Source organism: Acinetobacter sp. GW821-FHT01C12 (genome assembly GCF_059422625.1).
Genome location: NZ_JBWKXD010000003.1, coordinates 506,337 through 528,799 on the forward strand (window position 1 = coordinate 506,337; position 22,463 = coordinate 528,799).

Genomic DNA, 22,463 nt, shown 5'->3' on the forward strand with positions numbered 1-22,463 from the left:
AGATGGCAGGGGCGGCTGGATTCGAACCAACGGATGCCGAGATCAAAACCCGGTGCCTTACCACTTGGCGACGCCCCTATCATTACACTGTAAAATGAGTGAGTGGTGATTCATTCAAACTGTTGACCAAATAGGCTTTGCAGGGTGAATGATTTAAAACATCATCAATCTTCATTTGTTCAGTGACTTCAACAAAAACACAAGCACCTGTACCTGTAAGCTTTGCTGTACCGAACTGATCTAAATACTGCATTGCTTCATCAACTTCAGGATATAAATTTCTTGCCAGTGGCTCAAAATCATTTCTAAAATTGGATGGCTTTAGCTGATAGGCGCAAAATTTAGTAGGCTTCGTATCTCTTGTCAATGTTTTTTGCGAAAAAAGTCGTTGAGTGCTGATAAAACAATCAGGTTTTAACACAATGTATTGTTTTTGATCTAAGTCTATGAATGTTAAGTGTTCACCTATACCTTCTGCCCAAGCATTACGACCATGAACAAAGATTGGAACATCTGCACCCAATTTAACCCCAAGCTCAGCCAGTTGTTCAGTATTTAAACCGCACTGCCAAAGTTGATTAACCACAATCAATGTGGTGGCAGCATTGGAAGAACCACCACCTAGACCTGCACCCATTGGAATATTCTTTTCGATACGAATTTTTAAACCAGTCGGCTGTGTAGCATAAGGTTTTAAAATTTGAATCGCTTTATAGATCAGATTATGTTCCAAATCGACGTTACTCAAACCTTCAAGACTGATTTCTGCTTGAGAATGTTCTGTTTGGGTGAATTCTAACCAGTCATACAAATCAATCAGCTGAAAAATACTTTGCAACTCGTGATAGCCATTTTCACGACGACCTGTGATATGCAAAAACAAATTCAATTTTGCTGGAGAGGGAACACGAATCATAGATTTCATTGTCTAAGGTATAGATTTAGCGGTTTTGAATCACCATTGTAATACGATTTTCCTGACCAGATTCAAGTTGCTGTTTTAAAATCAGCTTATTGGGCAAGCTCGCTTGATTGTTATAACTAAAATCTACAGTCCAGCCATCTTCAATGATTTGAGCAATACGTTGAGTATTATCTCGGGTGATTTGTGCATTTTCAGTGGCAGGGTAAGCTTGAATCCAATCGACAATATGGGTAATAGGTGCAGTCCAGCCTGTGGCTTTTTCAAGCAGTTCTTCTGGTGTTTCAGCCGAAATTGAACCTGTTTTAGCGCTGTTTAGAGTAACTTCCCCAGATTTTCCTTCAATAATAGTTTTGCCAATACCTAAGATCCCATTCAACTGGATGTTAAAATCTTGTTGGTCTTGTGTCCATGTGTAGAACGCACTGCCAGACTGTTTTGGTGTTTTCACCCCAATTTTCCCTTCAAGATTAAATTGATTTGACGGTTTTTGCAGGGGCGTTGTGGCATCAGTGGGTGCTGTAAGCGTTGGTGTGGTTTGTGCTGGTTTTACGACTTGTTGACAACCTGTGAGGGTAAAAGCGGTTACAGCAGTTAGGGTACAAAAGATCTGTGGAATGTGACGCATACAAGTCATTAACTCTTTTTAATATGTTGCGGTAATATTAATGAATCTAATTGATTTAATTGAGGATCATTTGGGTGATTTTGTTTGAGTTGTTGTAACACTTCATTAAATTGAGCTAAGGCACCTTGCATATACAAAGATTTTGCATATCGAATACCGATGTTTACACTATGACTCAAATTATAAGCTTTCGATAAAATGTTCGAGGCGGCATCAAAATCATTTTGCAAGAATGTGATATATCCCAGTGTATCTAAAATCGAGGCCTGATCTGGTGCAGAATCTAAGGCATGTTCAGCATACTTTCGCGCTTCATCTAAACGTCTATTTTGTAGTGCAAGCGTATAGGCATAAGCATTTAAATAAGCAGGATTATTTGGCTCTAAAGTTAAGAGTTGTTTCAATGCTTTATCAAGTAAATCACGATCTTCAAATGGATCAAGAAGCAGAATTTCTGAATAGAGAATTTCAGGATCATCAGGCAAGTTCTTCACTGCTTCAGTGAGTAATCTCAGCGCTGCTTTTTTATTGCCCATGCGTTTTAAAATCTCGGCTTGAGCCTGATATAAGAAACTTGCATGTTGTGGATAATTGACACGTTCTTGGGTTAAAAACCGCAAAGCATCATTCATCTTGTCTTGTCTTTCAAAAATCGAGACCAGATTACGGCGTGAAACCGTATATAAGTTTCCATCAACCAGCCGATAATAGGCTTTTGCCGTTTCATCATTTTGCTTTCGTTCAGCATTTACTGCCAAATAAAAATATGCTTCGTTTTGATAACGTGACGAGTAGCGTAACTCCACTAAATATTGTTCAGCCTGATCCAGCTTTTTTAAATCAATCGCAGTTAAACCTGCAATAAATAGGGCTTCTTCAGCATCTGGCCAAGCTTGAATAATCGATTCTAATTTGCTTAAGGCCAATTCAGATTGATGAATCTTGATCAGATATTTGACTTCTGCCAGACGGATATCATAGTTGTACTTGTTTTTACGGCTGCTTCGATCATACCAATTTAAAGTCGCTTCTTGGTCACCCAAAGCCTCTAATAAGTTGGCTTTCATCAGAATAAAGCCAGTCACTTTTGAACGTTTTTTTAACGCTTTATTGACGGTTTTTAAGGCTTGTTCGATTTCATCGTTTTGCGCTTCCAAACCCGCAATTAGAATTAAAACAGAAGGGTTGTTTTTTTCTTTACTTGCTCTGAGCGTATTGAGCAGATTTTGACGATCTACTTCTGATTCTGGTGCAATTCCTTCTAAAATCTTTTCTAAATCAGCGTTGGGGTCAATATTGAGAATACTGTCCAGAGTCTCTGCTGCAAGCTCATATTCATGTGATTTGAGCGCGATATGCGCCAAATAAAATTTTGCAGGAACGTCCTCAGGTTCTTGTACAACCCAATGGGTGGCAATGTCTAAAGCTGCTTTTAAATCGTTTTGTTCAATTGCAACATTCAAGGCACGTTGCTTAATGGTGGTTGAATTACTACGAATTGCGAGCACAGTATAATTGTGTAAAGCAGTTGCAGTATCATTATAAGCCAATGAAAATTCAGCAATAATACTTTGTTTTAATGCATTAGTATTATATTTAGCATGATAAAATTCTCCAGATGCTCTAATATGAGCACTAGAAGCCATGCTACCAACCAGTAAGAATGTGGTAGAATATTGCTTAATTGTCATGCCGCTTAAGCGGTTGTTTATTTGACGCAATTTTTCCGAATCCAAGTATGCTTTTTATGACACCGTTATTGCACAATAGCACAAATTTAGCGAAATGATGATCTGATATGTCTTTCTTTGCATTGGGTGTCAACCATCAAACTGCTTCTGTTGAGCTACGTGAGCAAATCGCTTTTAATCCAGAACGATTAAAAGATTTATTTGCCGTAGAAAGCCTTCGCCAGAATTTGAATGATATGGTGGTGGTGTCAACATGTAACCGCACTGAAGTCTATGCCATGGCTGAAAATGCCGATATGGTATTAAATTGGCTCGCCCAAACCAATGGTATTGATGTAAAGCAATTGTCAAATCATGTATATCGTTATGAAAATACCGATGCAGTTTCGCACTTAATGCGGGTTGCTAGTGGTTTAGACTCGTTGATGCTGGGTGAACCGCAAATTCTTGGTCAAGTTAAAACAGCACTATCAATCGCAAAAGATGCTGAAATTGTCTCGCAAAATCTGAATCAAATATTTGAATATGCTTTTTATGCAGCCAAACGTGTACGTTCTGAAACGGCAGTCGGCAGTCATGCTGTCTCGATGGGATATGCTGTTGCTCAACTCGCATTGCAAGTGTTTAGTAAGCCTGAACAGCTTACCGTCATGGTGGTTGCCGCAGGTGAAATGAACAGCTTGGTAGCAAAACACTTGGCTGAAATGGGCGTTGCAAAAATCCTGATTTGTAATCGAAGCCGTGAACGGGCAGAGAAATTAGCACAAGAAATAGCGCATCGTGTTGAAGTGGAGATTATTCCATTTGATGAACTCACTACTCAGCTTTATCGTGCGGATGTAATTTCCAGTTGTACAGGCAGTTTGCATCAAGTCATTGCTTATGCAGATGTGAAATTCGCTTTAAAAAAACGTCGTTATCAACAAATGCTTATGGTCGATTTAGCTGTACCTCGTGATATAGATCCAAAAGTTGAAAGTTTGGATGGTGTGTATTTATACGGTGTGGATGATCTACAAAGTGTAATTGATGAAAATTTAGCACAACGACGTCAAGCTGCGGTTGAAGCAGAGGTTATGGTCAATCAACTGGTAACTCAGTTGGTGACACAGCAAAAAGTAAAAGATGCTGGTGGGACGATTCAACAGTTTCGTGAACATGGTGAAGAACAACGTCAGATGGAGTTGTCGCATGCCTTAGAGCGTATTCAGGCAGGTGAGGATACGCAACATGTACTTGAGGATTTTGCACATCGTTTGACGCAAAAGTTATTGCACCCATCTTCAATTTTGCTACGCCAAGCAGCACAGGATGAAGATCCTTCACATTTTGAATGGATGAAAGAAAATATTCAGGATATTTTTGAACAAGAAAGAAAACCAAAAGCAAAGTGATTGTTTTTTAAAGCGAATCTGATTTAATGTTTTTGCTTCACCAGCTATTATTGGTGTATATACTAGTGCGATCTAATTAGAATCAAGCCATCAAGGATCTACATAGCCTCTCTACTCAGGGTGGAATTATGGGGGTAATTGATTCCGTTGATCGATGCTATAAGAATCCCAAAAAACCTAAACTATATTGCTTTTATCTAGATTACTCAGGGCGGATATTTGATGCCCTTATGGTCGGGAGTATAAATGCACACTCAGATTCTAATTACCCTACCAACGCGTTTTTTAGTGATGAAAACTTTCAAAAACGTATATTTATAAACCTATATAAGCCTTATGATTCCTCAATGGAAGAGGCCAATAGCCATATGAATTTTTTGTATTACAAAATAATCGATAAGCTCAATGAAGCGTTTATGGAAAATTAATGATGTACCAACTTTAAACTAATTTGTTTAGTCAGTTCATTGAGTTGTTTTCGTAAATTACGTGATTCACTCAATGAGGTTGGTGCTTTAAGCTTTAATTTTAAATATTTCTCTTGCAAGGCCAAAGAGTAATCTGAAGCCAATTTATCTGCCATTTCAGGCGCTTCAGCCAAAGCCTGAATATTGGTACGTTGTATGATTTCAGAGAGTTCCAAATGATAAGCACCACATGCACCTAAAATATAATAGGTTGCAAGTTCTTGATCATCTGGTAGATCGTCAAAGACACGGTCAAATACTGCTAAGATTTGCGCCAATAATTCATCTGGATGAATCAATGCACGCAATACTTCAAAGTGAATATATAAAAACGGATGTTGCATCAAAATCGCCACAGCAAAGTCTTCATCTTTGGTGCGAATATTAAAAGACAATGAGGCATCTAAGCTGACTTGAGGTTGCCATTTTCGATTAAAACCTAACTTTTCTTTAAAAAATTGTCTTAATAAATAGCGGTAAGAACCTTGTTTAGGCAGTAACTCAGTCAGTTGATTGAGTTCAGCCATCACCTGACTTTTACCTTCAGGTGTAGCAACATCATAGTTTTGACTCAATAAAGCAAAGACAAAATCCGATAATAAAGGGGATTGTTGCCATATCCGTTGAAACGTTTCAAAACCTTCCTTACGAATCAACGAATCTGGGTCATGTTCTTTGGGTAGAACAAAGAATTTAAGTTCACGACCATCATTCAATAAAGGCAGAGCAATTTCTAAGGTTCGGCGTGCTGCTTTTTGTCCAGCGGCATCACCATCAAACGCAATCGTGATTTGATTGTTCTGCTTAAATAAAATAGTTAAATGATCTGCATTACTTGCCGTACCTAATGTTGCTGTTGCACCAGAAATCCCGTTTTGTTGTAAGGCGATCACATCCATATAGCCTTCAACCATGAGCCAATTTTGCGCACGGTCTTTCCGACCTTCATACAAGCCGTAAAGCAGTTGGTTTTTATGGAAGACTTCAGAATCAGGTGAGTTAATATATTTCGGTTTGATTTCGTCATTCAATGCACGACCACCGAAACCGACGACACGACCTTTGTTGTCTCGAATCGGGAAAATCACCCGATCACGCAACAAATCGAAGTCACGACCACTATCACTGGTACGAATCAAACCCAGTAATTTTAAACCTTCAATATCTTGTGGGAAAGCTTTTTCTAAATGTTGCCAATCTTCTGGCGCATAGCCTAAGCGCCAATATTGGATTGTTTCGGCGCTTAAACCACGATGTTTAAAATAATTCTGCGCCACTTTACTGTTTGGTAATTGGCGTTCATAAAACTGCGCAATATTTTCTAACAGATCATAAAGGTTGCCATCTTGAGGGATCTGATCAAAACCTACTGAGTCAAACTGGGTTGGATCGAAATGCTCAGGATCAGGATATTGGCTAAAGGCTTCAAAAGGGTCAATTTCAAGGGGCTGAACAGAATCTGTTTTTTGCTCAGCGGGTTTAGAATCGACTACTTTATCTTCTACAGCCTTCACTGCTGGTTTAGGCTTGGATACTTCACGCTTATACGACAGTTTTTTATTGTCATGATTGTCTTTGGGAAGTTCGACACCTGCATGGCTGGAGAGTTCTTTCATGACATCGACAAAATTTCGATTATCAATATCCATTAAGAAGCGAATGGCATTGCCATTTGCCTGACAACCAAAGCAGTGATAATACTGTTTATCACGGTAGACATGAAAAGAGGGTGACTTTTCCTGATGAAAAGGGCAACAGCCTGAATAGGTGCGACCAGTTTTTTTCAATTTCACACGTTGACCAATCAGATCGACAATATCTGTGCGATCCAAAATTTGATCTATCGTGTGCTGAGGAATAGCCATAAATTTAATGTCATGTATCGTTTAAACCAATTTAAAGTTTAACGTAGTTTTGAGTCTAAAAATATCTATGAATAAAAAAGACGGGTAAAAACCCGTCTTGATTTGTCGCAATCAATATTTATTTACGTTGTCCATCATACAAACTTTCATCTGCACGTGCTGGCTCTTTAGACACTTCACGATTTGGACGATCAAGTAAGCCAAAACTCACTTTATTTAACAGGCTTGATTTTTGTTCTGCTTGATCAGACGTTTCAGAACTCGCTTCTTGCGATACTTCTGCTTTATCACCGCGACCTAAAATACCTAATGTTGCACGGTTCCACCAGCTCGCTTCTTTGCGTGCTGCGCGGATATTCACTTCGCCATTGGATTTAACAAGATTCGGGTAGTTTTGCTTAAGCACGCCAATGTACTGTTGTGAGGTTTCTTTATCGCCCAACTTGTCATAACCATATGCCATTGTTGCTAAGGCTTCAGGAACTTGAGGTGTTTGAGGATAATGTTCAATCACCCATTGTGAACGTTCAATCGCAGCCAAATACGCTTTACGTTTAATATTGAAGCGTGCAGTATTCATTTCACTTTCAGCCAATTCTTGACCGATGTATTTCATTCGTTGTGCGGCATCAACTGAATATTGGCTTGAAGGATAGCGACGAATTAAGTCGACAAAGTTTTGATAGGCAATTTTTAAATAACCTACATCACGATGTGCTTGTTTTAGTGAGGTATAGCGAAGCAAACTGTCATAATTTTGCTCCATATTGGCTACGCCACGGACATAGTAGGCATAATCTAAATTCGGATGTTGAGGATTTAAACGAATAAAACGATCTGCCAGTGCAATTGTGCCTTCATAATCTTTTTGCTTAAATTTTGTGTAAAGCAATTCAAGCTGAGCTTGTTGTGCATATTGCCCAGTCGGGAAATAAGTATCCATTGCTTCTAACGCTTTTGCAGCATCGCCATATTGCCCACGGTCTAATGATTTTATCGCATTATTGTAATAAGTCTGCTCATTTGATTTCGGGCCTGTATCAACAACATCCTTCTTCGGATTGCTGCTACAGCCGACAAATGCAGTTGCTAAGCCTACAGTTAAAGCAAGCATTGTGACTTTATAACGTGGTAGCGACATAAAAATTCCTCTGTTTATACGGGCAATAGGCTACAATTGCGCTATTAAACCACTTTTGTCCGAATGAGCAAATGACTTCAGCACACTCTTCTAATTCTAATTTCCCAGAAAATGATTTCAATTTACTTGAAGATTCTGAGGATGCAGATAATCATAATTCTGCGCCGACTGCAACACGTTTATCGTTGCAATTTCAACTGGATGAAAGCTATTTAGGGCAACGTATTGACCAAGTCGCAGCACTGGTTTGGAACGAGTTTTCTCGTGAAAAACTCAAGCAGTGGATGAAAGAAGGTCATTTGTTGGTAAATGGTAACATTGTCAAGCCTAAGTATAAATGCGAAGGCAATGAACTTCTATGTTTAGATGTTGAATTGGAAGCACAAACCTCTGCACAACCTGAAAATATCCCTTTAAACATTGTTTATGAAGATGACGATATTATGGTCATCAATAAACCTGTTGGCATGGTTGTTCATCCTGGTGCGGGTAATCCAAATGGTACTTTGGTGAACGCCTTACTTTATCATTACCCAAAATCTGCCGAATTAACCCGTGCAGGTTTAGTACATCGTATTGATAAAGACACCAGCGGTTTATTGGTTGTTGCTAAAAATTTAGAAGCGCAATTTTCTTTAAGTAAACAATTGGCTAAAAAAACAGTTTACCGTGTATATGACTTGATTTGTTATGGTCATATTATTGCAGGTGGAACGATTGATGAGCCGATTAAACGTCATCCTGTTGATCGTATAAAAATGGCTATTTTACCCGGTGGTCGTGATGCTGTGACGCATTACAATGTTAAAGAACGTTTTCAACATTTCACCCGTGTACAAGCGCAACTTGAAACAGGGCGTACTCATCAAATCCGGATTCATTTCACCTATATTGGTTATCCATTGGTGGGTGATCCAGTCTATGTTAGCCGAGTTAAAGTTCCAGCAGGTGCTTCTGAAAAGTTGAGTAGTGCATTGCGTAACTTTAAACGCCAAGCTTTACATGCCTCTAAATTGGGTCTAGTTCACCCACGTACACAAGAAGAAATGATGTTTGAGGCGCCTTGGTCAGACGATTTTGTTGAGTTGGTTGAAGTTTTACGCTCTGAAAACAAAGCCTATTAATTGATTTACATGATAAAACTGCTCAATGAGAGCAGTTTTATCCATTGATTTAGTTAGCACAAGCATCTTTTGTACCTGTAGGAAAAGTATTGGTAAATTTTGATTTATCCGTGACCAATTCTAATGACATGGTTTTATTTAGGTATGGAGAGTTGGCTTCAAAACCACTGAATAGTGCTTGAGGTTGAAAAGTTAATGACTTAATTTTTGAATTAATCGTAGCCACATAACCTAAATTTTGTTTATTTAAAATAAATCCAATTTGATTGGCATTTTGATTGATATACACCCCTACATTTTGGGTAGCTGAAGCATCGTAAGGTTGTAGATAAGCATAGGTAATATCATTTTGATTTGTGATAGGATTCTTTTGCATCACCCAAATCAATAACGGTTTCTTATAATTCTGTATTGCTGAATTATTTCCATACATAATGGCGATAACACCCATGGTTTGATTGTTTTGATCAAACATTAATAAATTCATCCCTTTGCCGATATTATTAGTTCCTGTTAATTCATTTGAAATCGTATCAATATTAAATTCCAATCCAACAATCCCCGTATTTGCAATCGGGAGTGTTCCTGTCGCAATATTATTGCTGGAGCTGAAATTACTATGGGTTGCTGAATATGTGATTTGGTTGGGTGCATTCAGTATTTTATAAGCAACTTTTTGACCTGATACAGTAGGAAATTTTTGTGCTGCTGGATTAGCAGGTTCAGGAAAAAATCCTTCTAAATCATAACGACAGAGTGCAAATCCTTGCGTGCTGATAACACTCAGACTCAATAAAACAGCAAGCTTTAATTTTTTCATGGTTTATCCTTATTTTTAAGTTTTAATTAATATTATTGAATTTGATTAAAAAAACAACACTATATTAAGTTGAAATGTTTAGTTTTGTTAATCAATAAAATGGACGAGAAGATTGGTTTTGGATTGAGTAAATTTGTTATAGTTATTGAGTCGTGAAAATGATTTGAATAGGAAAATGAGTCATATGCAATTTGTTCAAGGATTACCTCAAGGTGTATATGCAGGTCAGACACATATACTTCACCCAAAGGCTTTGCCATCTGTACAGCCTGAGCTTGAAGGTTTTAATTTGGCATTGCATGTAAATGACGATCCTCAACGGGTACAACAACACCGTATGATTTTATTGGATGAATTCGCAGAATTAGGTGTTAGTAAAATCACATGGATGACGCAAACCCACAGCACAATATGCCATACCATTAATGAAGAAATGACTTTTAGCGCATTGGAGGGGGATGGTTTGGTCACACAGACTCAGGGGCATGCTTTGATGATGATGACCGCTGATTGTTTACCCGTTGTATTAGGCAATGCCGCAGGCACAGAGGTTGCCAATCTACATGCAGGTTGGCGCGGTTTAGCAGGGGGAATAATTGAAAATACCATTGCCAATATGAAGTCTCCACCTACTTGGGCTTGGTTGGGTGCAGCAATCAGCCAGCCTTGTTTTGAAATTGGTGCAGAAGTCAAAGCTGCTTTTTGTTCTAAATATGCTGAACTAGACACTGCATTTATAGAGGGTGAGCAAGCAGGTAAGCACTATGCGGATTTGTATGCGATTGCGCGTTATATTCTTAAACAACATGGGGTGAATGTGGTTACAGGAGGAGATCAGTGTTCTTATCGTCAAGATCAGGATTTCTATTCTTATCGTCGCCATGCAAAAACAGGGCGTATGGCTACTTTTGTATTTATTCGAAATTAAATCTTTATTTTTAAATAGATTTATCGTTGTTTTAAGCGTTATGTTATAGGTTTTCTGAAGATTACAAGAATTGTTTAAAAATGAATTGATGTTAAACTTGACCAAATTTGTTTGTTTTCAATTGATATGTCTTTATCTGCTAAATCTATCGCGATCGTTTACCACAGTCCATTTGGTCATACTGCAAAAGTTGCGAATTATATCGCACAAGGTGCAGAGAAGATCGGTGTAACTGTTCATCAAATGGATATTGAGCATATTGATTGGGATATTTTAGATCAAGCGAATGCCATAATTTTTGGCTCACCGACCTATATGGGAAGTGTTACAGGTCCATTTAAAATGTTTATGGACTCTACATCTAAACGTTGGAAAAATCGTGATTGGCAGGGCAAACTAGCTGCTGCATTTACCAATTCAGGTGGTTTAAGTGGCGATAAGCTATCTGTACTGCAACAGATTAATATCTTTGCAATGCAGCATGGTATGTTATGGTCTGGACTCCCTTTAATGCCTACAGGTGTTAAACCCACAGATTTAAACCGTATGGCGGGTTATTTAGGGTTAATGACACAATCAGATAATGCACCTGTTGAAATTACACCGCCTTCTGGTGACTTGCAAACCGCAATATGGTTTGGAGAGTATATTGCGTTACTCATAAATAAAATTACGCCGTAGTTGTTCGATGTAATTACATAAAAAAACAAAAAACATCATAAATAAAAAGCCTTTAGAATCATTGTAAAAGTTGAATTATTGAGTGAAATGTTTTGTTAATTGAAGGCTAAACTGTGTTTTGCCTTTTTTTTATTGTCGTTTTCATATAATTTTTACCAATAAGAAAAAATCTGAGAAGATGATATGGATATTAAAGATAGAAAAACAATTAAAATCATAAGGATGTTTTTAACTTATGGTCTGTTGTTTTCTCCAGTTTATTGTTTTGCAAACTCTTTTCAATCTGAAGGATTAACTGAATTAAATGACGCTGAGCTTTCTAAAGTTAGTGGTCAAGCCCTGATGAGTTTAAGCTATATTGCACCTAATGATTCCGTTAATAAAATGCAAGGGCAAGGTATCGGTTTTTATAAACTTGGACTCGAAGCTGATCTTGAATTAAATGCCAATATTAAAAAATTACAGCTCGGTTGTGGTGGGGTAAATGGGGCGGGCGGTTGTGACATTGATATTGATAATTTGAGTCTTTCAGGTATAGCAGATACCCGAGAAGGACGTGTAGGTTCAAGTGCAAAATTGACCAATCCATTTATAGAGTTTGCGATAAAAAATCCCAATTCTGCGTCAACACGAGAAGTAGTTGGCCTACGATTAAGTGCTGAAAAAGCATTAGGTTTGTTAACAGCAGGTACTGAAAACTCAGATTTGCCAAATGGTATTAATAGCTTGAGTGGTGCTTTAAAAATTAAAGCAACAACAGGCAGTGCAAATACGACTGCGCGGAATTTACAATATGCTGATACAAATATGTCGATTAAAGGGAACATTAAATTAGGTATTCTTCCGACAGCAAGTTTTCAGACAAATGACTATAATCTAGGATTGCAATCGACTGGCGCTACATTGGCTGTTAATGGGAAAACTTTATACGGCAATCGTATGACGAGTGCTCTTTTGACTGGAACAGCTAAAATTGATGAACTATTTTTTAGAGGTTCAATCAAACCAATTCTTGCAGGTATAGATTTATCATTTTTAACATTGAATGCGAGTGGTAGCATATCGGGTTTAACTGCAAATTTAGATATTAATCAAAGCTTGGGATATATTCATAAGCTACAATTGAATAATCCATTTTCTTTATCATTACAACAACAGTCTGTGTGGTGGCCAAATGCTGAAATTGCTGCTCAAAGAGGGTGGTGGTTAGCGATTGAAGATGAAATTGATATTGGTAAAGTCACGCCATCAAATACGATTGATGTAACCAATGATGTTTTAAAACAAGTTGTACCAAGTTTAAATGAATATCTTGCTAAATCTGAGAATACTGTGAAATGTCCAGGTTTAATTGGCTTATCTTGTATTGCGAGTGAGGTGGCAATTGGGCAAATTAATTTATCAGGTTCAAATCCACTATATTTCCCGATTAATGATTTGAAATTGGCGACTCAAGATTTTGCGCCTAACTGTTATGGCAATTTAAAATTCTGTTAAATCTTTGAGACTAAAGAAAGCCTCCAGATGGAGGTTTTTTTTATTGGGTATAGCTTGATATGCGTTATATCGCAGGAGTCAATAATCCACTTGTTGAAAACGTATTATGCATTGGTGACTTCTGATCTGCTTTGGACGGATTATTGTTATATTATTAAGTATAAATATATAATTGTTAAAATTAGTTACATAAGTAAATATCAATAAAAAGTCTTTAGAATCATTAAGAAAGTAATCTTGGTTTGCATAATTGTTAGAGTTTTGAGATATTTAATTCACTTTTTTATTTGCTTTATTTATATTTTAGTATATTTTTTATGCATAATAAAATGAGATAAGCTGATATGGATATCAACTATAATAGAATGATTGATAAGAAAATCATTAAAGTCGTAAAAAATGTCGTAATTTATGCTGGATTGTTTTCTTCAATGCATTGTTTTGCAAATTCTCTTTACTTGGAGAGTTTAACTCAATTGAATGACTCTGAGCTTTCTGATGTTCATGGTCAGGCACTGATGAGCTTGGGTTATATTGCCCCAAATGACTCAGTCAATAAGATGCAGGGGCAAGGCGTTGGTTTTTATAAACTAGGACTAGAGGCCGAACTTGAATTGAATGCTAACATTAAAAAGTTACAGCTCGGTTGTGGTGGGGTAAACGGGGCGGGTGGTTGCGACATTGATATTGATAATTTGAGTCTTTCTGGTTTGGCTAATACGCGTGAAGGGCGTGTGGGTTCAAGTGCAAAATTAACCAACCCATTTGTAGAGTTTGCGATAAAGGATCCCAATTCTGCATCGACAAGAGAGGTTGTTGGCCTACGTTTAAGTGCTGAAAAAGTTTTGGGTTTGTTAACAACAGGGATAGAGAATTCTGATACACCCAATGGAATAAATAGTTTAAGTGGTGCAATAAAAATTAAGTCAACAACTGGAACTGGCGTTACAGCAGCAAGATCAATGACTTCTAATGATACTGGAATGGGAATTAATGGCCGAATTCAGCTTTTAGGTGCACTTGTCCAACCAAGTTTTAATACAAATGACTATAATCTTCAGTTGCAATCAACCAAAGCAAATTTATTGATCAATGGTACAACTTTAACTGGAACGCGTTTAACTTCTGCAAAACTAACAGGAACCGCGCTTATCGATAATTTAAACTTTGGTGGAAATATTAATGCAAGAGTGAATCTGCCAATAATTTCGTGGATTCCTTTGAGTATCAATGCAAACGGCTATATATCAGGCTTAAGGGCTAATTTGGATATTGAAGAAGATCTTGGATATATTCATAAACTCCCTTTAAACAATCCATTTTCTTTGTCCCTACAATCAACCAAGGTTCACTGGCCTGGAGCTGAATATGCTGCGAATCGGGGATGGTGGTTAGCCATAGAAGATGAAATTGATATTGGGAAAATTACACCTAAAAATCAGATTGATGTAACCAATGATATTCTTAAACAAGTTGTACCAAATATTAGTAATTATTTGACGAACAAGCCACCGAATTGCCCATTAGCATCTTGTTTAATTGCTGGGCTGAATATTGGTGAAGTAAATTTATCATCGGCAAACCCCCTGTATTTCCCAATTAAGGATCTACCATTAGCAACCCAAGACTTTGCTCCCAACTGCTACGGCTCGTTAAAATTCTGTTAAAAAGATGTCTAAAAGAAAAAACCTCCATTTCGGAGGTTTTTCGTATATCAAACAGATTATTTATGCATGATTCGTGATTTATCGCGTTGCCAGTCGCGATCTTTTTCAGTGGCACGTTTGTCATGTAACTGCTTACCTTTTACCAAAGCAATCTCAAGTTTAGCCAAATGGCCTTTCCAGTAACACGCCAAAGGTACACAGGTATAACCTTTTTGATTGACAGCACCAAGTAGCTTTTCAAGTTCACGGCGTGAGAGCAACAGTTTACGGGTACGTGTCGCTTCAGGGACTACGTGAGTAGATGCTGAAAGTAAAGGTTGAATTTGAGCACCGAAGAGAAATGCTTCATTATTTTTAAAGGTGATATAGCTTTCAGTAATGGTCATTCGCCCAGCACGTAATGACTTGACTTCCCAACCTTGTAAAGAAAGCCCAGCTTCAAATTTTTCTTCAATAAAATAATCGTGGCGTGCACGTTTATTTTGTGCAATCGTCCCACTATTATTTTTTTTAACGACAATGTTTTTCGACATAATACAAATATTCCAAGAATAGCCTTATTTTGCCTCAAACTTGGCTTCAGGTGAAGTCATTTCACAATTAAAGCCAAAGCTAAATCAAAAGAGGTTATTCGCTAATATTTAAGTTTTTGTTAAACTATAGCCCTACATAACAAACTAGAGTACAAATGGATGTCTAAAACTCGTGTCATCTATCCAGGAACTTTTGATCCAATTACCAATGGCCATGTTGATTTAGTCGCACGTGCTTCACGAATGTTTGATGAAGTTGTGGTCGCAATTGCAATTGGGCATCATAAAAATCCAGTCTTTAGTTTGGAAGAGCGTGTAGAGTTAGCAAAGATATCACTCAAACATTTACCCAATGTAGAGTTTGTCGGTTTTGATGGGTTATTGGTAAATTTTGCACGTGAACAACATGCTACAGCAGTGTTACGTGGCTTAAGAGCTGTTTCAGATTTTGAATATGAATTTCAGCTTGCGAATATGAATCGTCAGCTTGATCATGATTTTGAAACAGTATTTTTAACACCATCAGAGCAATTTTCATTTATTTCTTCGACGATGGTTCGAGAAATAGCACGATTGAAAGGCGATGTGGCAAAGTTTGTTCCTCAATGCGTTGTCGAAGCCTTCCATCGTAAACATCAGCAAGGTTGGTAGCGTGTCTTTAATTATCACTGATGAATGTATCAATTGTGATGTATGCGAGCCTGTATGTCCAAATGATGCCATTTTTATGGGGGAGGAGATTTATGAAATCCGTCCTAACCTATGTACAGAATGCGTCGGGCATTTTGATCAGCCACAGTGTGCGCTTTTCTGTCCAGTTGACTGTATTCCGCTCGATCCGAACCATGTAGAGAGCCAAGACGACTTGATGGAAAAGTATAAAAAACTAATTGCTCAAAAAAGCGCAAGCAATTAGCCGAGAAATTTGTTAGGATACGCCCCGAAGTGAGCCAGACGATCGCTGCTGTGGAGATCTCCGTGATTGAAGCAGGGGAGGAAAGTCCGGGCTTCATAGGGCAAGGTGCCAGGTAACGCCTGGGCGGTGTGAACCGACGGAAAGTGCAGCAGAGAGTAGACCGCCTTCAATAACGTTTTTTTTCGGAGAAATGGAAGGTAAGGGTGAAAGGGTGCGGTAAGAGCGCACCGCATGGCTGGTAACAGTTCATGGCATGGTAAACCCCACCGGAAGCAAGACCAAATAGGGATCCTATAGGCATGGCCCATGCTGGATCCGGGTAGGTCGCTTGAGCGTATGAGTGATCATGCGCCTAGAGGAATGATCGTTCTAGACAGAACCCGGCTTATCGGCTCACTTCGATGAATTTTATTTTAATTAGTGCTTGACGTAACATTGTTTACAGCAGATAATGCGCGCACAGTTTTAGGCTATGTAGCTCAGTTGGTTAGAGCACCGCACTCATAATGCGGGGGTCACAGGTTCAAGTCCCGTCATAGCCACCATTTTTATAGACCACGTTTCCAAAAACGTGGTCTTTTTTTATCTACAGGATTTAAACTTTAACAGCGAGACTTGGTCTTGTTTAAAAACCAAGGTTCAGCGCTGTACTCTCCCCAATATAACTTAAGCTACTTTTAGGCGTCTTTTTATAATCATAAAGCGTTGTTTTTGATAATTTAGCCAAGCCAAATTGATAAGAAAAGTTAAATTGCACCTGAGTGATGTGGTATTGCGTTAACATCTCAGCGTGTTGTTGATTAATCTTTTCTAGCAATGTTTCGGCACGATCAAGGTCATCCAGATAATCTGGATGATTCACATTTAAAATTAAAACCTGATTTGTGGATTCCGCTTCTCCGATATACGTATGGCGACTTTCAACTTGAGCATTTTTAATGTCATCGGAAATCAAACGAAAATCATTGGCTGACATTGCTTTGCTTTGGAAATAACCCCATAAATTGACAGAAAAAATCACAATCGTTAATAGCGCAATGATGTAGTAATGAATACGCCATACAGATTGGTGTGGAATATTGGATTGAGCGTTTCTGAGGATTTGAGTTTCACTGAGCAGATCGTGCAGAGATTGTTGGCTATTTCCATTAAAAATAGCCAAGTAAAAACAGGCAAAGACGATACTTTGAAAAAATGCCACAAGTAGGCTGAGTGAAAGATGCTGAGTTGAATATGTTTGTAAATAACCAGCAAAGCAAAATGGAATGATAAAAATACTTGATCTAACCAGAGAGCGCATAAGTGGAATTGAAGCACCATTTAAGTCTTTTACCCTAATTTTACCCAGGATTTTCCCAATGGTTTTACCATTACCGATATGGCTGTTAAAAGCAACAAAATAAAATAGACAGAGGAGCGTACCGATACATTGGAAAATAAAAGGAGAATTTTCAAAATATGGGTAGAGTATTTTACCCATCACTAAACAGGCTACGCCAACATTAATACAGTCGATGATAAATGCGAATATTCGCGGAAATATAGGGGCGGCTTTTTGAGTTTCAGTGGTAATTTTAGACATGGTATTGGTTTAATTAAGTTTATGAAAATATTAATAATTAATGTAAATTTATCATATTATAAGTTTTTTAATGAAAAATAACCACAAAAATATAGTTGAGCTATCACGCTTTTTAGCAAGTCGTATTGAACTTTGCGTTATTTTTAAATTGGCGATTTATAGATGATTTATAAATTTTAGGCATAAAAAAACCAGCTTATCGCTGGGTTCTTTATCGCACCATTTTAATAAGACTTAAAATGGTGCCCGAGGCCAGACTCGAACTGGCACGCTTTGTGGGCGGGGGATTTTAAATCCCCTGTGTCTACCGATTTCACCACTCGGGCATGTGCGCAATAATAAAGGACAGTTTTTCTCTTGGCAAGCGTATTTATGTCGATTTGCTTTCTTTTCAATCAATTCATGTGCTTATGTTTGAAAATAAAGCATTTTAAGCCGTTGAATGGGTATTTTGTCATGATTTTTTCATCAATTTGAGATTAAAGCGAAATATTAAGCCTTTAAATTAATTGGATAAAAAAACTTAGAGGAAACCAACTTCAATGCCAAACTCAATTTCACGCCGTGAACTTATTCAAAAGTCATTAGCCAGTTTTGGGGCATTATCTATACCAGTGTCGTTGACTGCTTGTGGGAGTGATAACAACGATTCAACATCTCCTACAACAAAAGTTGAATTTTTACATGGTGTTGCCAGTGGCGACCCATTAAAAGATCGTGTGATTTTGTGGACGCGTATTACGCCGCAGGATACGTCTTTGCGTTTAGAAGTGGTTTGGGAAATTGCCACAGATGATAAATTTACGCAAGTGATCAATACTGGAAAAGTACAAACAGCATCAGCTCAGGATTTTACTGTTAAAGTTGATGCAGACAAGCTTAAGTCTGGGCAAACTTATTATTATCGTTTTAAATTTGGTTCGGTGATTTCGCCAGTAGGGCGTACCAAAACATTACCTGAAACCACCAGTTCGGTGCAGTTTGCGGTGTGTTCATGTTCAAACTATCCTGCTGGCTATTTCTATGTATATAAGGAAATGGCCAAACAAGAGGTCGATGCGATCATCCATTTGGGGGATTACATCTATGAATATGGTAAAGATGGATATGCCACAGAAGAGGCAGTAAAGCTAGGTCGTACCCTCGCTGCTGACAATGATAAAGAAATTATCAAGTTGGATGATTACCGTAAGCGTTATGCGCTTTACCATACTGACAGCGATTTACAGGCCGCACATGCACGTCATCCTTTTATCGTGATTTGGGACGACCATGAACTGGCAAATGACGCATGGAAAGACGGTGCAGAAAACCATCAAGCCAATGAGGGTAATTTCTTAGACCGTAAATTGGCAGCTTTACAAGCCTATTTTGAATGGATGCCGATTCGCCCTGTATCTGCAACAGATCACTTGAATATTTATCGCCAGTTTGACTTTGGGTCATTGGTACAATTGACCATGTTAGATACCCGTATTTTGGCACGTGATAAGCAACTCGATTATGCCAATTATATGACGGCTTCGGGCTTAGATATCGCTAAGTTTCAGGCAGATTTAACCAGTACTACGCGTACACTGATGGGTTATACCCAACGTGAGTGGCTACAAAAGAAACTGGCACAATCTACCGCGACTTGGAATGTATTGGGTCAGCAAGTGTTGATGGCAAAAATGTTAATCCCTGCTGAATTGCTATTGTCTTTATCTGCAATTACCAGTGGAAATGTCACAGCCGAAACTTTGGCAAAAATGAATCAGCAGATCATCGAGTTAGTTACTTTAAAAGTTCGTTTGAAAAGTGGTGATCCAACATTAACCGCCGCAGAAAAAGCCCGTGTAACCACAGTTGCACCCTATAATTTAGATGCTTGGGATGGCTACTATGCAGAACGTGAAATTTTATATGGCACACTTAAAACATTAAATAAGAAAGTTGTGGTGTTGGCGGGGGATACCCATAATGCATGGTCTGCTGACTTGCATACTCAAGCGGGTGATTTTGTTGGGGTGGAATTGGCAACCAGTTCGGTCTCGTCACCAGGGATGGAGAAGTATTTAAGTATTCCTTTGGCACAGTTACAACAATTTGAAATGGCCTTCACCACGCTCATTGATGAATTGAATTACACCAATTTAAATCAGCGAGGCTACTTAAAAGTCAGCTTTACAGTACAACAGGTACAAGCGGATTGGATTTTCTTAAATAGCATCAAGGAAAAAACCTATACGGTGGATACGGCTCGTGCCCATCAAGTGGTTTTAAATAACAATTTGGTTGATGTAAAGACTGTTCAGAAAAGTGCATAAATTTTCAAGCCTAAAAAAGCCGAGTTTAGATCACTCGGCTTTTTAACGTGATAGATGGATTACATCATACTGTCCATATAGGCATCTAAATCTTCATATTTATAGGTTTTACACATTTCATTTTCATATTTTAATAGTTCTAAATGTAATTCTAAAAAGGTGACTAAGCGCTTTTGATAAAATTGATACTTCTCAGAATCTTTGGCTAAGAATCGCATTTTGAATTTGGCTTTCTTGGCTTGTTTATAAGCCCATAAACAGCTTTTTCGAATTTGTTGTAATTGGTAATATTCAGTGTCTTTGGTGCTATCTCTAAATAAATTTTCTTTATAAAATTTGACAAAACCAAAGCTCATTGCAAAGAAAAATAACAGGCCTTGCAGCAGGGTGCTTTCTATAAAATAAAGATTGAGTGCTTGCAGGACGATCAGTACCGCAAGCTTAAGCGGAATATTATTGAGTTGTTGGTATAAATGTGTCGAACTGTGTTTTATTTGTTTGATAATGATCGGAACAATAATCATAAAAAATAACATAATCGCTAAAGCGGCAATGCCATTGGCTTGAAAGCTATCGAATTGAGGAAAATGATTTGCAATATACTGACCTAAACTAAAATAGATGCTGCAAAAAATCATAATCGACAAAATCCAAGGAATAAATTCCTTTGCTTCATCTAAAAGCCCTTTGGTTTTAATTTGACTATAAAATAGAAAGTTGCGCTTAAATGCTTGTGGGTATTGTTGTTGTAATTGATTTAAATAGAGGGAAACTTGCTTGTTTTGAATCATATAGGCTTCGCTTATCTAAATTTCACTTTGGATATTAACATAAAAAACAATATAAAATTTTAGGCATAAAAAAACCAGCTTATCGCTGGGTTCTTTATTGCACCATTTTAACAAGAATTAAAATGGTGCCCGAGGCCAGACTCGAACTGGCACGCTTTGTGGGCGGGGGATTTTAAATCCCCTGTGTCTACCGATTTCACCACTCGGGCTTTACAAGATTGGAGGCGGAGGTCGGAATCGAACCGGCGTACACGGAGTTGCAGTCCGCTGCATGACCACTCTGCCACCCCGCCATGTCTTGGTGATGCACATATTAGCAATCTTTGAAAAAAAAACAATACTATAATTCATGCATATGCACATAAATTCAGCATATGAAAGAAAATTGTCTAAATAATCATGTATTATTTGCAAAATTGATTCATATCTACTTTGGAGATGTGCCGTGGCATTGGTATTGGATGGTCGCGCATTAGCGAAACAAATTGAAGCAGACTTGTTGACTCGTGTTGAAGCTATAAAAGCAAAAACAGGTCGTACCCCAATTTTAGCGACTATTTTAGTGGGTGATGATGGTGCATCTGCGACGTATGTACGCATGAAAGGAAATGCTTGCCGTCGTGTTGGTATGGATTCTTTAAAAGTAGAGTTAGGTAAAGAAACCACAACTGAACAATTATTGGCTGAAATTGAAAAATTAAATGCCAATCCTGATGTTCATGGTATTTTGCTCCAACATCCTGTGCCTGAACAAATTGATGAGCGTGCTTGCTTTGATGCCATTTCACTTGAAAAAGATGTAGATGGAGTAACTTGTTTAGGTTTTGGTCGTATGGCAATGGGTGAGACTGCTTATGGTTCGGCAACACCTGCGGGTATCATGACGATTCTTCAAGAAAATAAGATTGAAATCGCTGGTAAACATGCAGTTGTGGTAGGGCGTTCGGCTATTTTAGGTAAGCCGATGGCAATGATGCTACTTCAGGCCAATGCAACAGTGACAATCTGCCATTCTCGTACACAAAATCTTGCTGAATTGGTAAAACAGGCTGATATTGTTGTTGGTGCAGTCGGTAAAGCTGAACTAATCCAAAAAGACTGGATTAAGCAAGGTGCTGTTGTGGTTGATGCTGGATTCCATCCTCGTGACGGTGGTGGTGTGGGTGATATCCAATTGGTCGGTATTGAAGATGTCGCTTCCGCTTATACACCAGTTCCAGGTGGCGTAGGTCCGATGACGATCACAACGTTGATTCGTCAAACTGTGGAAGCAGCTGAAAAAGCGTTAGCTTAAGCCCTGTTTTATTTTGGGCACAGTGAAAGCCATGCATTCACTGTGCTTAAATTCAGCCTACATTTACACAGCTATGTTTATTTTTCAGTAAAAGTAGGCAATATTGTCATTAGTTTAATGGTCATTGGCTTAACGCGTTTAAGATGTACTTTTAAGTAGCTGTATCTGAGACTTAACAAGAAGTATCGTCTTGAACCTTAGCACATGATGTTA

At 38.1% G+C, this 22,463-nt stretch carries 19 protein-coding genes, 5 tRNA genes and 1 other RNA gene; 12 read left to right on the forward strand and 13 right to left on the reverse strand.

Going from position 1 to position 22,463, the window contains the following annotated elements; all coding sequences use genetic code 11:
* Nucleotides 1-3: 3 nt before the first annotated feature.
* The 4 genes from AC07WY_RS11560 to AC07WY_RS11575 form a co-directional block, all read right to left on the reverse strand.
* Nucleotides 4-78: transfer RNA gene (locus tag AC07WY_RS11560), tRNA-Gln, on the reverse strand.
* A 4-nt stretch (nucleotides 79-82) separates the two neighbouring features.
* Complete coding sequence (gene ispE, locus AC07WY_RS11565; protein WP_262085266.1) at nucleotides 83-916, reverse strand: 4-(cytidine 5'-diphospho)-2-C-methyl-D-erythritol kinase; 834 nt, start codon at nucleotides 914-916, stop codon at nucleotides 83-85.
* Between the two features lie 25 nt (nucleotides 917-941).
* Nucleotides 942-1,550, reverse strand: a complete 609-nt coding sequence (gene lolB / locus AC07WY_RS11570; protein WP_494736405.1) for a lipoprotein insertase outer membrane protein LolB — start codon at nucleotides 1,548-1,550, stop codon at nucleotides 942-944.
* Nucleotides 1,551-1,558: 8 nt separating this feature from the next.
* Complete coding sequence (locus AC07WY_RS11575) at nucleotides 1,559-3,241, reverse strand: tetratricopeptide repeat protein (RefSeq protein ID WP_004819617.1); 1,683 nt, start codon at nucleotides 3,239-3,241, stop codon at nucleotides 1,559-1,561.
* Nucleotides 3,242-3,348: 107 nt separating this feature from the next.
* Between AC07WY_RS11575 and hemA the strand changes: the two genes are divergently transcribed.
* The gene (hemA, locus tag AC07WY_RS11580) at nucleotides 3,349-4,635 is read left to right on the forward strand and encodes a glutamyl-tRNA reductase (protein ID WP_004819618.1); all 1,287 of its coding nucleotides are present in this window, start codon (nucleotides 3,349-3,351) and stop codon (nucleotides 4,633-4,635) included.
* Nucleotides 4,636-5,059: 424 nt separating this feature from the next.
* Here the strand turns inward: hemA and AC07WY_RS11585 are convergent, their stop codons facing one another.
* On the reverse strand, nucleotides 5,060-6,967 hold the full coding sequence (locus tag AC07WY_RS11585; RefSeq protein WP_494736406.1) for a DNA primase: 1,908 nt from the start codon (nucleotides 6,965-6,967) through the stop codon (nucleotides 5,060-5,062).
* A 118-nt stretch (nucleotides 6,968-7,085) separates the two neighbouring features.
* Nucleotides 7,086-8,108, reverse strand: a complete 1,023-nt coding sequence (locus tag AC07WY_RS11590; protein WP_004819623.1) for an outer membrane protein assembly factor BamD — start codon at nucleotides 8,106-8,108, stop codon at nucleotides 7,086-7,088.
* A 71-nt stretch (nucleotides 8,109-8,179) separates the two neighbouring features.
* Between AC07WY_RS11590 and rluD the strand changes: the two genes are divergently transcribed.
* Complete coding sequence (gene rluD, locus AC07WY_RS11595; RefSeq protein WP_494736407.1) at nucleotides 8,180-9,232, forward strand: 23S rRNA pseudouridine(1911/1915/1917) synthase RluD; 1,053 nt, start codon at nucleotides 8,180-8,182, stop codon at nucleotides 9,230-9,232.
* Nucleotides 9,233-9,281: 49 nt separating this feature from the next.
* On the opposite strand, the gene AC07WY_RS11600 is transcribed toward rluD, so the two are convergent.
* Entirely contained in the window at nucleotides 9,282-10,052 is a 771-nt protein-coding gene (locus tag AC07WY_RS11600) for a DUF4882 family protein (protein ID WP_494736408.1), read from the reverse strand.
* 184 nt (nucleotides 10,053-10,236) lie between these two features.
* Here AC07WY_RS11600 and pgeF point away from each other — a divergent pair, with 184 nt between their 5' ends.
* From pgeF to AC07WY_RS11620, 4 genes are all read left to right on the forward strand, one after another.
* Nucleotides 10,237-10,980, forward strand: a complete 744-nt coding sequence (gene pgeF, locus AC07WY_RS11605; protein ID WP_494736409.1) for a peptidoglycan editing factor PgeF — start codon at nucleotides 10,237-10,239, stop codon at nucleotides 10,978-10,980.
* Between the two features lie 126 nt (nucleotides 10,981-11,106).
* Nucleotides 11,107-11,661 carry a flavodoxin family protein gene (locus tag AC07WY_RS11610; protein ID WP_262085272.1) on the forward strand — a complete coding sequence of 185 codons (555 nt, stop codon included), beginning with the start codon at nucleotides 11,107-11,109 and terminating at the stop codon, nucleotides 11,659-11,661.
* Nucleotides 11,662-11,844: 183 nt separating this feature from the next.
* A complete protein-coding gene (locus AC07WY_RS11615; protein ID WP_209826677.1) occupies nucleotides 11,845-13,158 on the forward strand; it encodes a hypothetical protein in 1,314 nt (437 codons plus the stop codon).
* Between the two features lie 344 nt (nucleotides 13,159-13,502).
* Entirely contained in the window at nucleotides 13,503-14,825 is a 1,323-nt protein-coding gene (locus AC07WY_RS11620; protein WP_262085273.1) for a hypothetical protein, read from the forward strand.
* A 56-nt stretch (nucleotides 14,826-14,881) separates the two neighbouring features.
* Here AC07WY_RS11620 and smpB read toward each other — a convergent pair whose 3' ends face one another.
* Complete coding sequence (gene smpB / locus AC07WY_RS11625; protein ID WP_004722477.1) at nucleotides 14,882-15,358, reverse strand: SsrA-binding protein SmpB; 477 nt, start codon at nucleotides 15,356-15,358, stop codon at nucleotides 14,882-14,884.
* Between the two features lie 159 nt (nucleotides 15,359-15,517).
* Here smpB and coaD point away from each other — a divergent pair, with 159 nt between their 5' ends.
* The 4 genes from coaD (at nucleotide 15,518) to AC07WY_RS11645 (ending at nucleotide 16,819) form a co-directional block, all read left to right on the forward strand.
* Nucleotides 15,518-16,009, forward strand: coding sequence for a pantetheine-phosphate adenylyltransferase (gene coaD / locus AC07WY_RS11630; RefSeq protein WP_004722475.1), 492 nt, complete (start codon nucleotides 15,518-15,520; stop codon nucleotides 16,007-16,009).
* Between the two features lies 1 nt (nucleotide 16,010).
* Nucleotides 16,011-16,274 (forward strand): YfhL family 4Fe-4S dicluster ferredoxin, encoded by a 264-nt coding sequence (locus AC07WY_RS11635; RefSeq protein ID WP_262085275.1) that lies wholly within the window; start codon nucleotides 16,011-16,013, stop codon nucleotides 16,272-16,274.
* Between the two features lie 26 nt (nucleotides 16,275-16,300).
* Nucleotides 16,301-16,678, forward strand: an RNA gene (gene rnpB / locus AC07WY_RS11640) — RNase P RNA component class A.
* A gap of 64 nt (nucleotides 16,679-16,742) precedes the next feature.
* Nucleotides 16,743-16,819: transfer RNA gene (locus AC07WY_RS11645), tRNA-Met, on the forward strand.
* Between the two features lie 80 nt (nucleotides 16,820-16,899).
* On the opposite strand, the gene AC07WY_RS11650 is transcribed toward AC07WY_RS11645, so the two are convergent.
* Nucleotides 16,900-17,856, reverse strand: coding sequence for an RDD family protein (locus AC07WY_RS11650; protein ID WP_494736410.1), 957 nt, complete (start codon nucleotides 17,854-17,856; stop codon nucleotides 16,900-16,902).
* A gap of 240 nt (nucleotides 17,857-18,096) precedes the next feature.
* A tRNA-Leu gene (locus AC07WY_RS11655) sits at nucleotides 18,097-18,182 on the reverse strand.
* A gap of 216 nt (nucleotides 18,183-18,398) precedes the next feature.
* Here AC07WY_RS11655 and AC07WY_RS11660 point away from each other — a divergent pair.
* A complete protein-coding gene (locus AC07WY_RS11660) occupies nucleotides 18,399-20,165 on the forward strand; it encodes an alkaline phosphatase D family protein (protein WP_262085277.1) in 1,767 nt (588 codons plus the stop codon).
* Nucleotides 20,166-20,224: 59 nt separating this feature from the next.
* Here the strand turns inward: AC07WY_RS11660 and AC07WY_RS11665 are convergent, their stop codons facing one another.
* From AC07WY_RS11665 to AC07WY_RS11675, 3 genes are all read right to left on the reverse strand, one after another.
* Nucleotides 20,225-20,956, reverse strand: a complete 732-nt coding sequence (locus AC07WY_RS11665; protein ID WP_004722467.1) for a hypothetical protein — start codon at nucleotides 20,954-20,956, stop codon at nucleotides 20,225-20,227.
* 123 nt (nucleotides 20,957-21,079) lie between these two features.
* Nucleotides 21,080-21,165, reverse strand: a tRNA-Leu gene (locus AC07WY_RS11670).
* Between the two features lie 10 nt (nucleotides 21,166-21,175).
* Nucleotides 21,176-21,249, reverse strand: a tRNA-Cys gene (locus AC07WY_RS11675).
* A gap of 152 nt (nucleotides 21,250-21,401) precedes the next feature.
* Between AC07WY_RS11675 and folD the strand changes: the two genes are divergently transcribed.
* The gene (gene folD / locus AC07WY_RS11680; protein WP_419334792.1) at nucleotides 21,402-22,250 is read left to right on the forward strand and encodes a bifunctional methylenetetrahydrofolate dehydrogenase/methenyltetrahydrofolate cyclohydrolase FolD; all 849 of its coding nucleotides are present in this window, start codon (nucleotides 21,402-21,404) and stop codon (nucleotides 22,248-22,250) included.
* Nucleotides 22,251-22,463: the final 213 nt, after the last annotated feature.

Coding starts and splice junctions, on each gene's coding strand:
- ispE (WP_262085266.1), bottom strand. CDS start 916: ATGATTCGTGTTCCCTCTCCAGCAAAATTGAATTTGTTTTTGCATATC.
- lolB (WP_494736405.1), bottom strand. CDS start 1,550: ATGCGTCACATTCCACAGATCTTTTGTACCCTAACTGCTGTAACCGCT.
- AC07WY_RS11575 (WP_004819617.1), bottom strand. CDS start 3,241: ATGACAATTAAGCAATATTCTACCACATTCTTACTGGTTGGTAGCATG.
- hemA (WP_004819618.1), top strand. CDS start 3,349: ATGTCTTTCTTTGCATTGGGTGTCAACCATCAAACTGCTTCTGTTGAG.
- AC07WY_RS11585 (WP_494736406.1), bottom strand. CDS start 6,967: ATGGCTATTCCTCAGCACACGATAGATCAAATTTTGGATCGCACAGAT.
- AC07WY_RS11590 (WP_004819623.1), bottom strand. CDS start 8,108: ATGTCGCTACCACGTTATAAAGTCACAATGCTTGCTTTAACTGTAGGC.
- rluD (WP_494736407.1), top strand. CDS start 8,180: ATGACTTCAGCACACTCTTCTAATTCTAATTTCCCAGAAAATGATTTC.
- AC07WY_RS11600 (WP_494736408.1), bottom strand. CDS start 10,052: ATGAAAAAATTAAAGCTTGCTGTTTTATTGAGTCTGAGTGTTATCAGC.
- pgeF (WP_494736409.1), top strand. CDS start 10,237: ATGCAATTTGTTCAAGGATTACCTCAAGGTGTATATGCAGGTCAGACA.
- AC07WY_RS11610 (WP_262085272.1), top strand. CDS start 11,107: ATGTCTTTATCTGCTAAATCTATCGCGATCGTTTACCACAGTCCATTT.
- AC07WY_RS11615 (WP_209826677.1), top strand. CDS start 11,845: ATGGATATTAAAGATAGAAAAACAATTAAAATCATAAGGATGTTTTTA.
- AC07WY_RS11620 (WP_262085273.1), top strand. CDS start 13,503: ATGGATATCAACTATAATAGAATGATTGATAAGAAAATCATTAAAGTC.
- smpB (WP_004722477.1), bottom strand. CDS start 15,358: ATGTCGAAAAACATTGTCGTTAAAAAAAATAATAGTGGGACGATTGCA.
- coaD (WP_004722475.1), top strand. CDS start 15,518: ATGTCTAAAACTCGTGTCATCTATCCAGGAACTTTTGATCCAATTACC.
- AC07WY_RS11650 (WP_494736410.1), bottom strand. CDS start 17,856: ATGTCTAAAATTACCACTGAAACTCAAAAAGCCGCCCCTATATTTCCG.
- AC07WY_RS11660 (WP_262085277.1), top strand. CDS start 18,399: ATGCCAAACTCAATTTCACGCCGTGAACTTATTCAAAAGTCATTAGCC.
- AC07WY_RS11665 (WP_004722467.1), bottom strand. CDS start 20,956: ATGATTCAAAACAAGCAAGTTTCCCTCTATTTAAATCAATTACAACAA.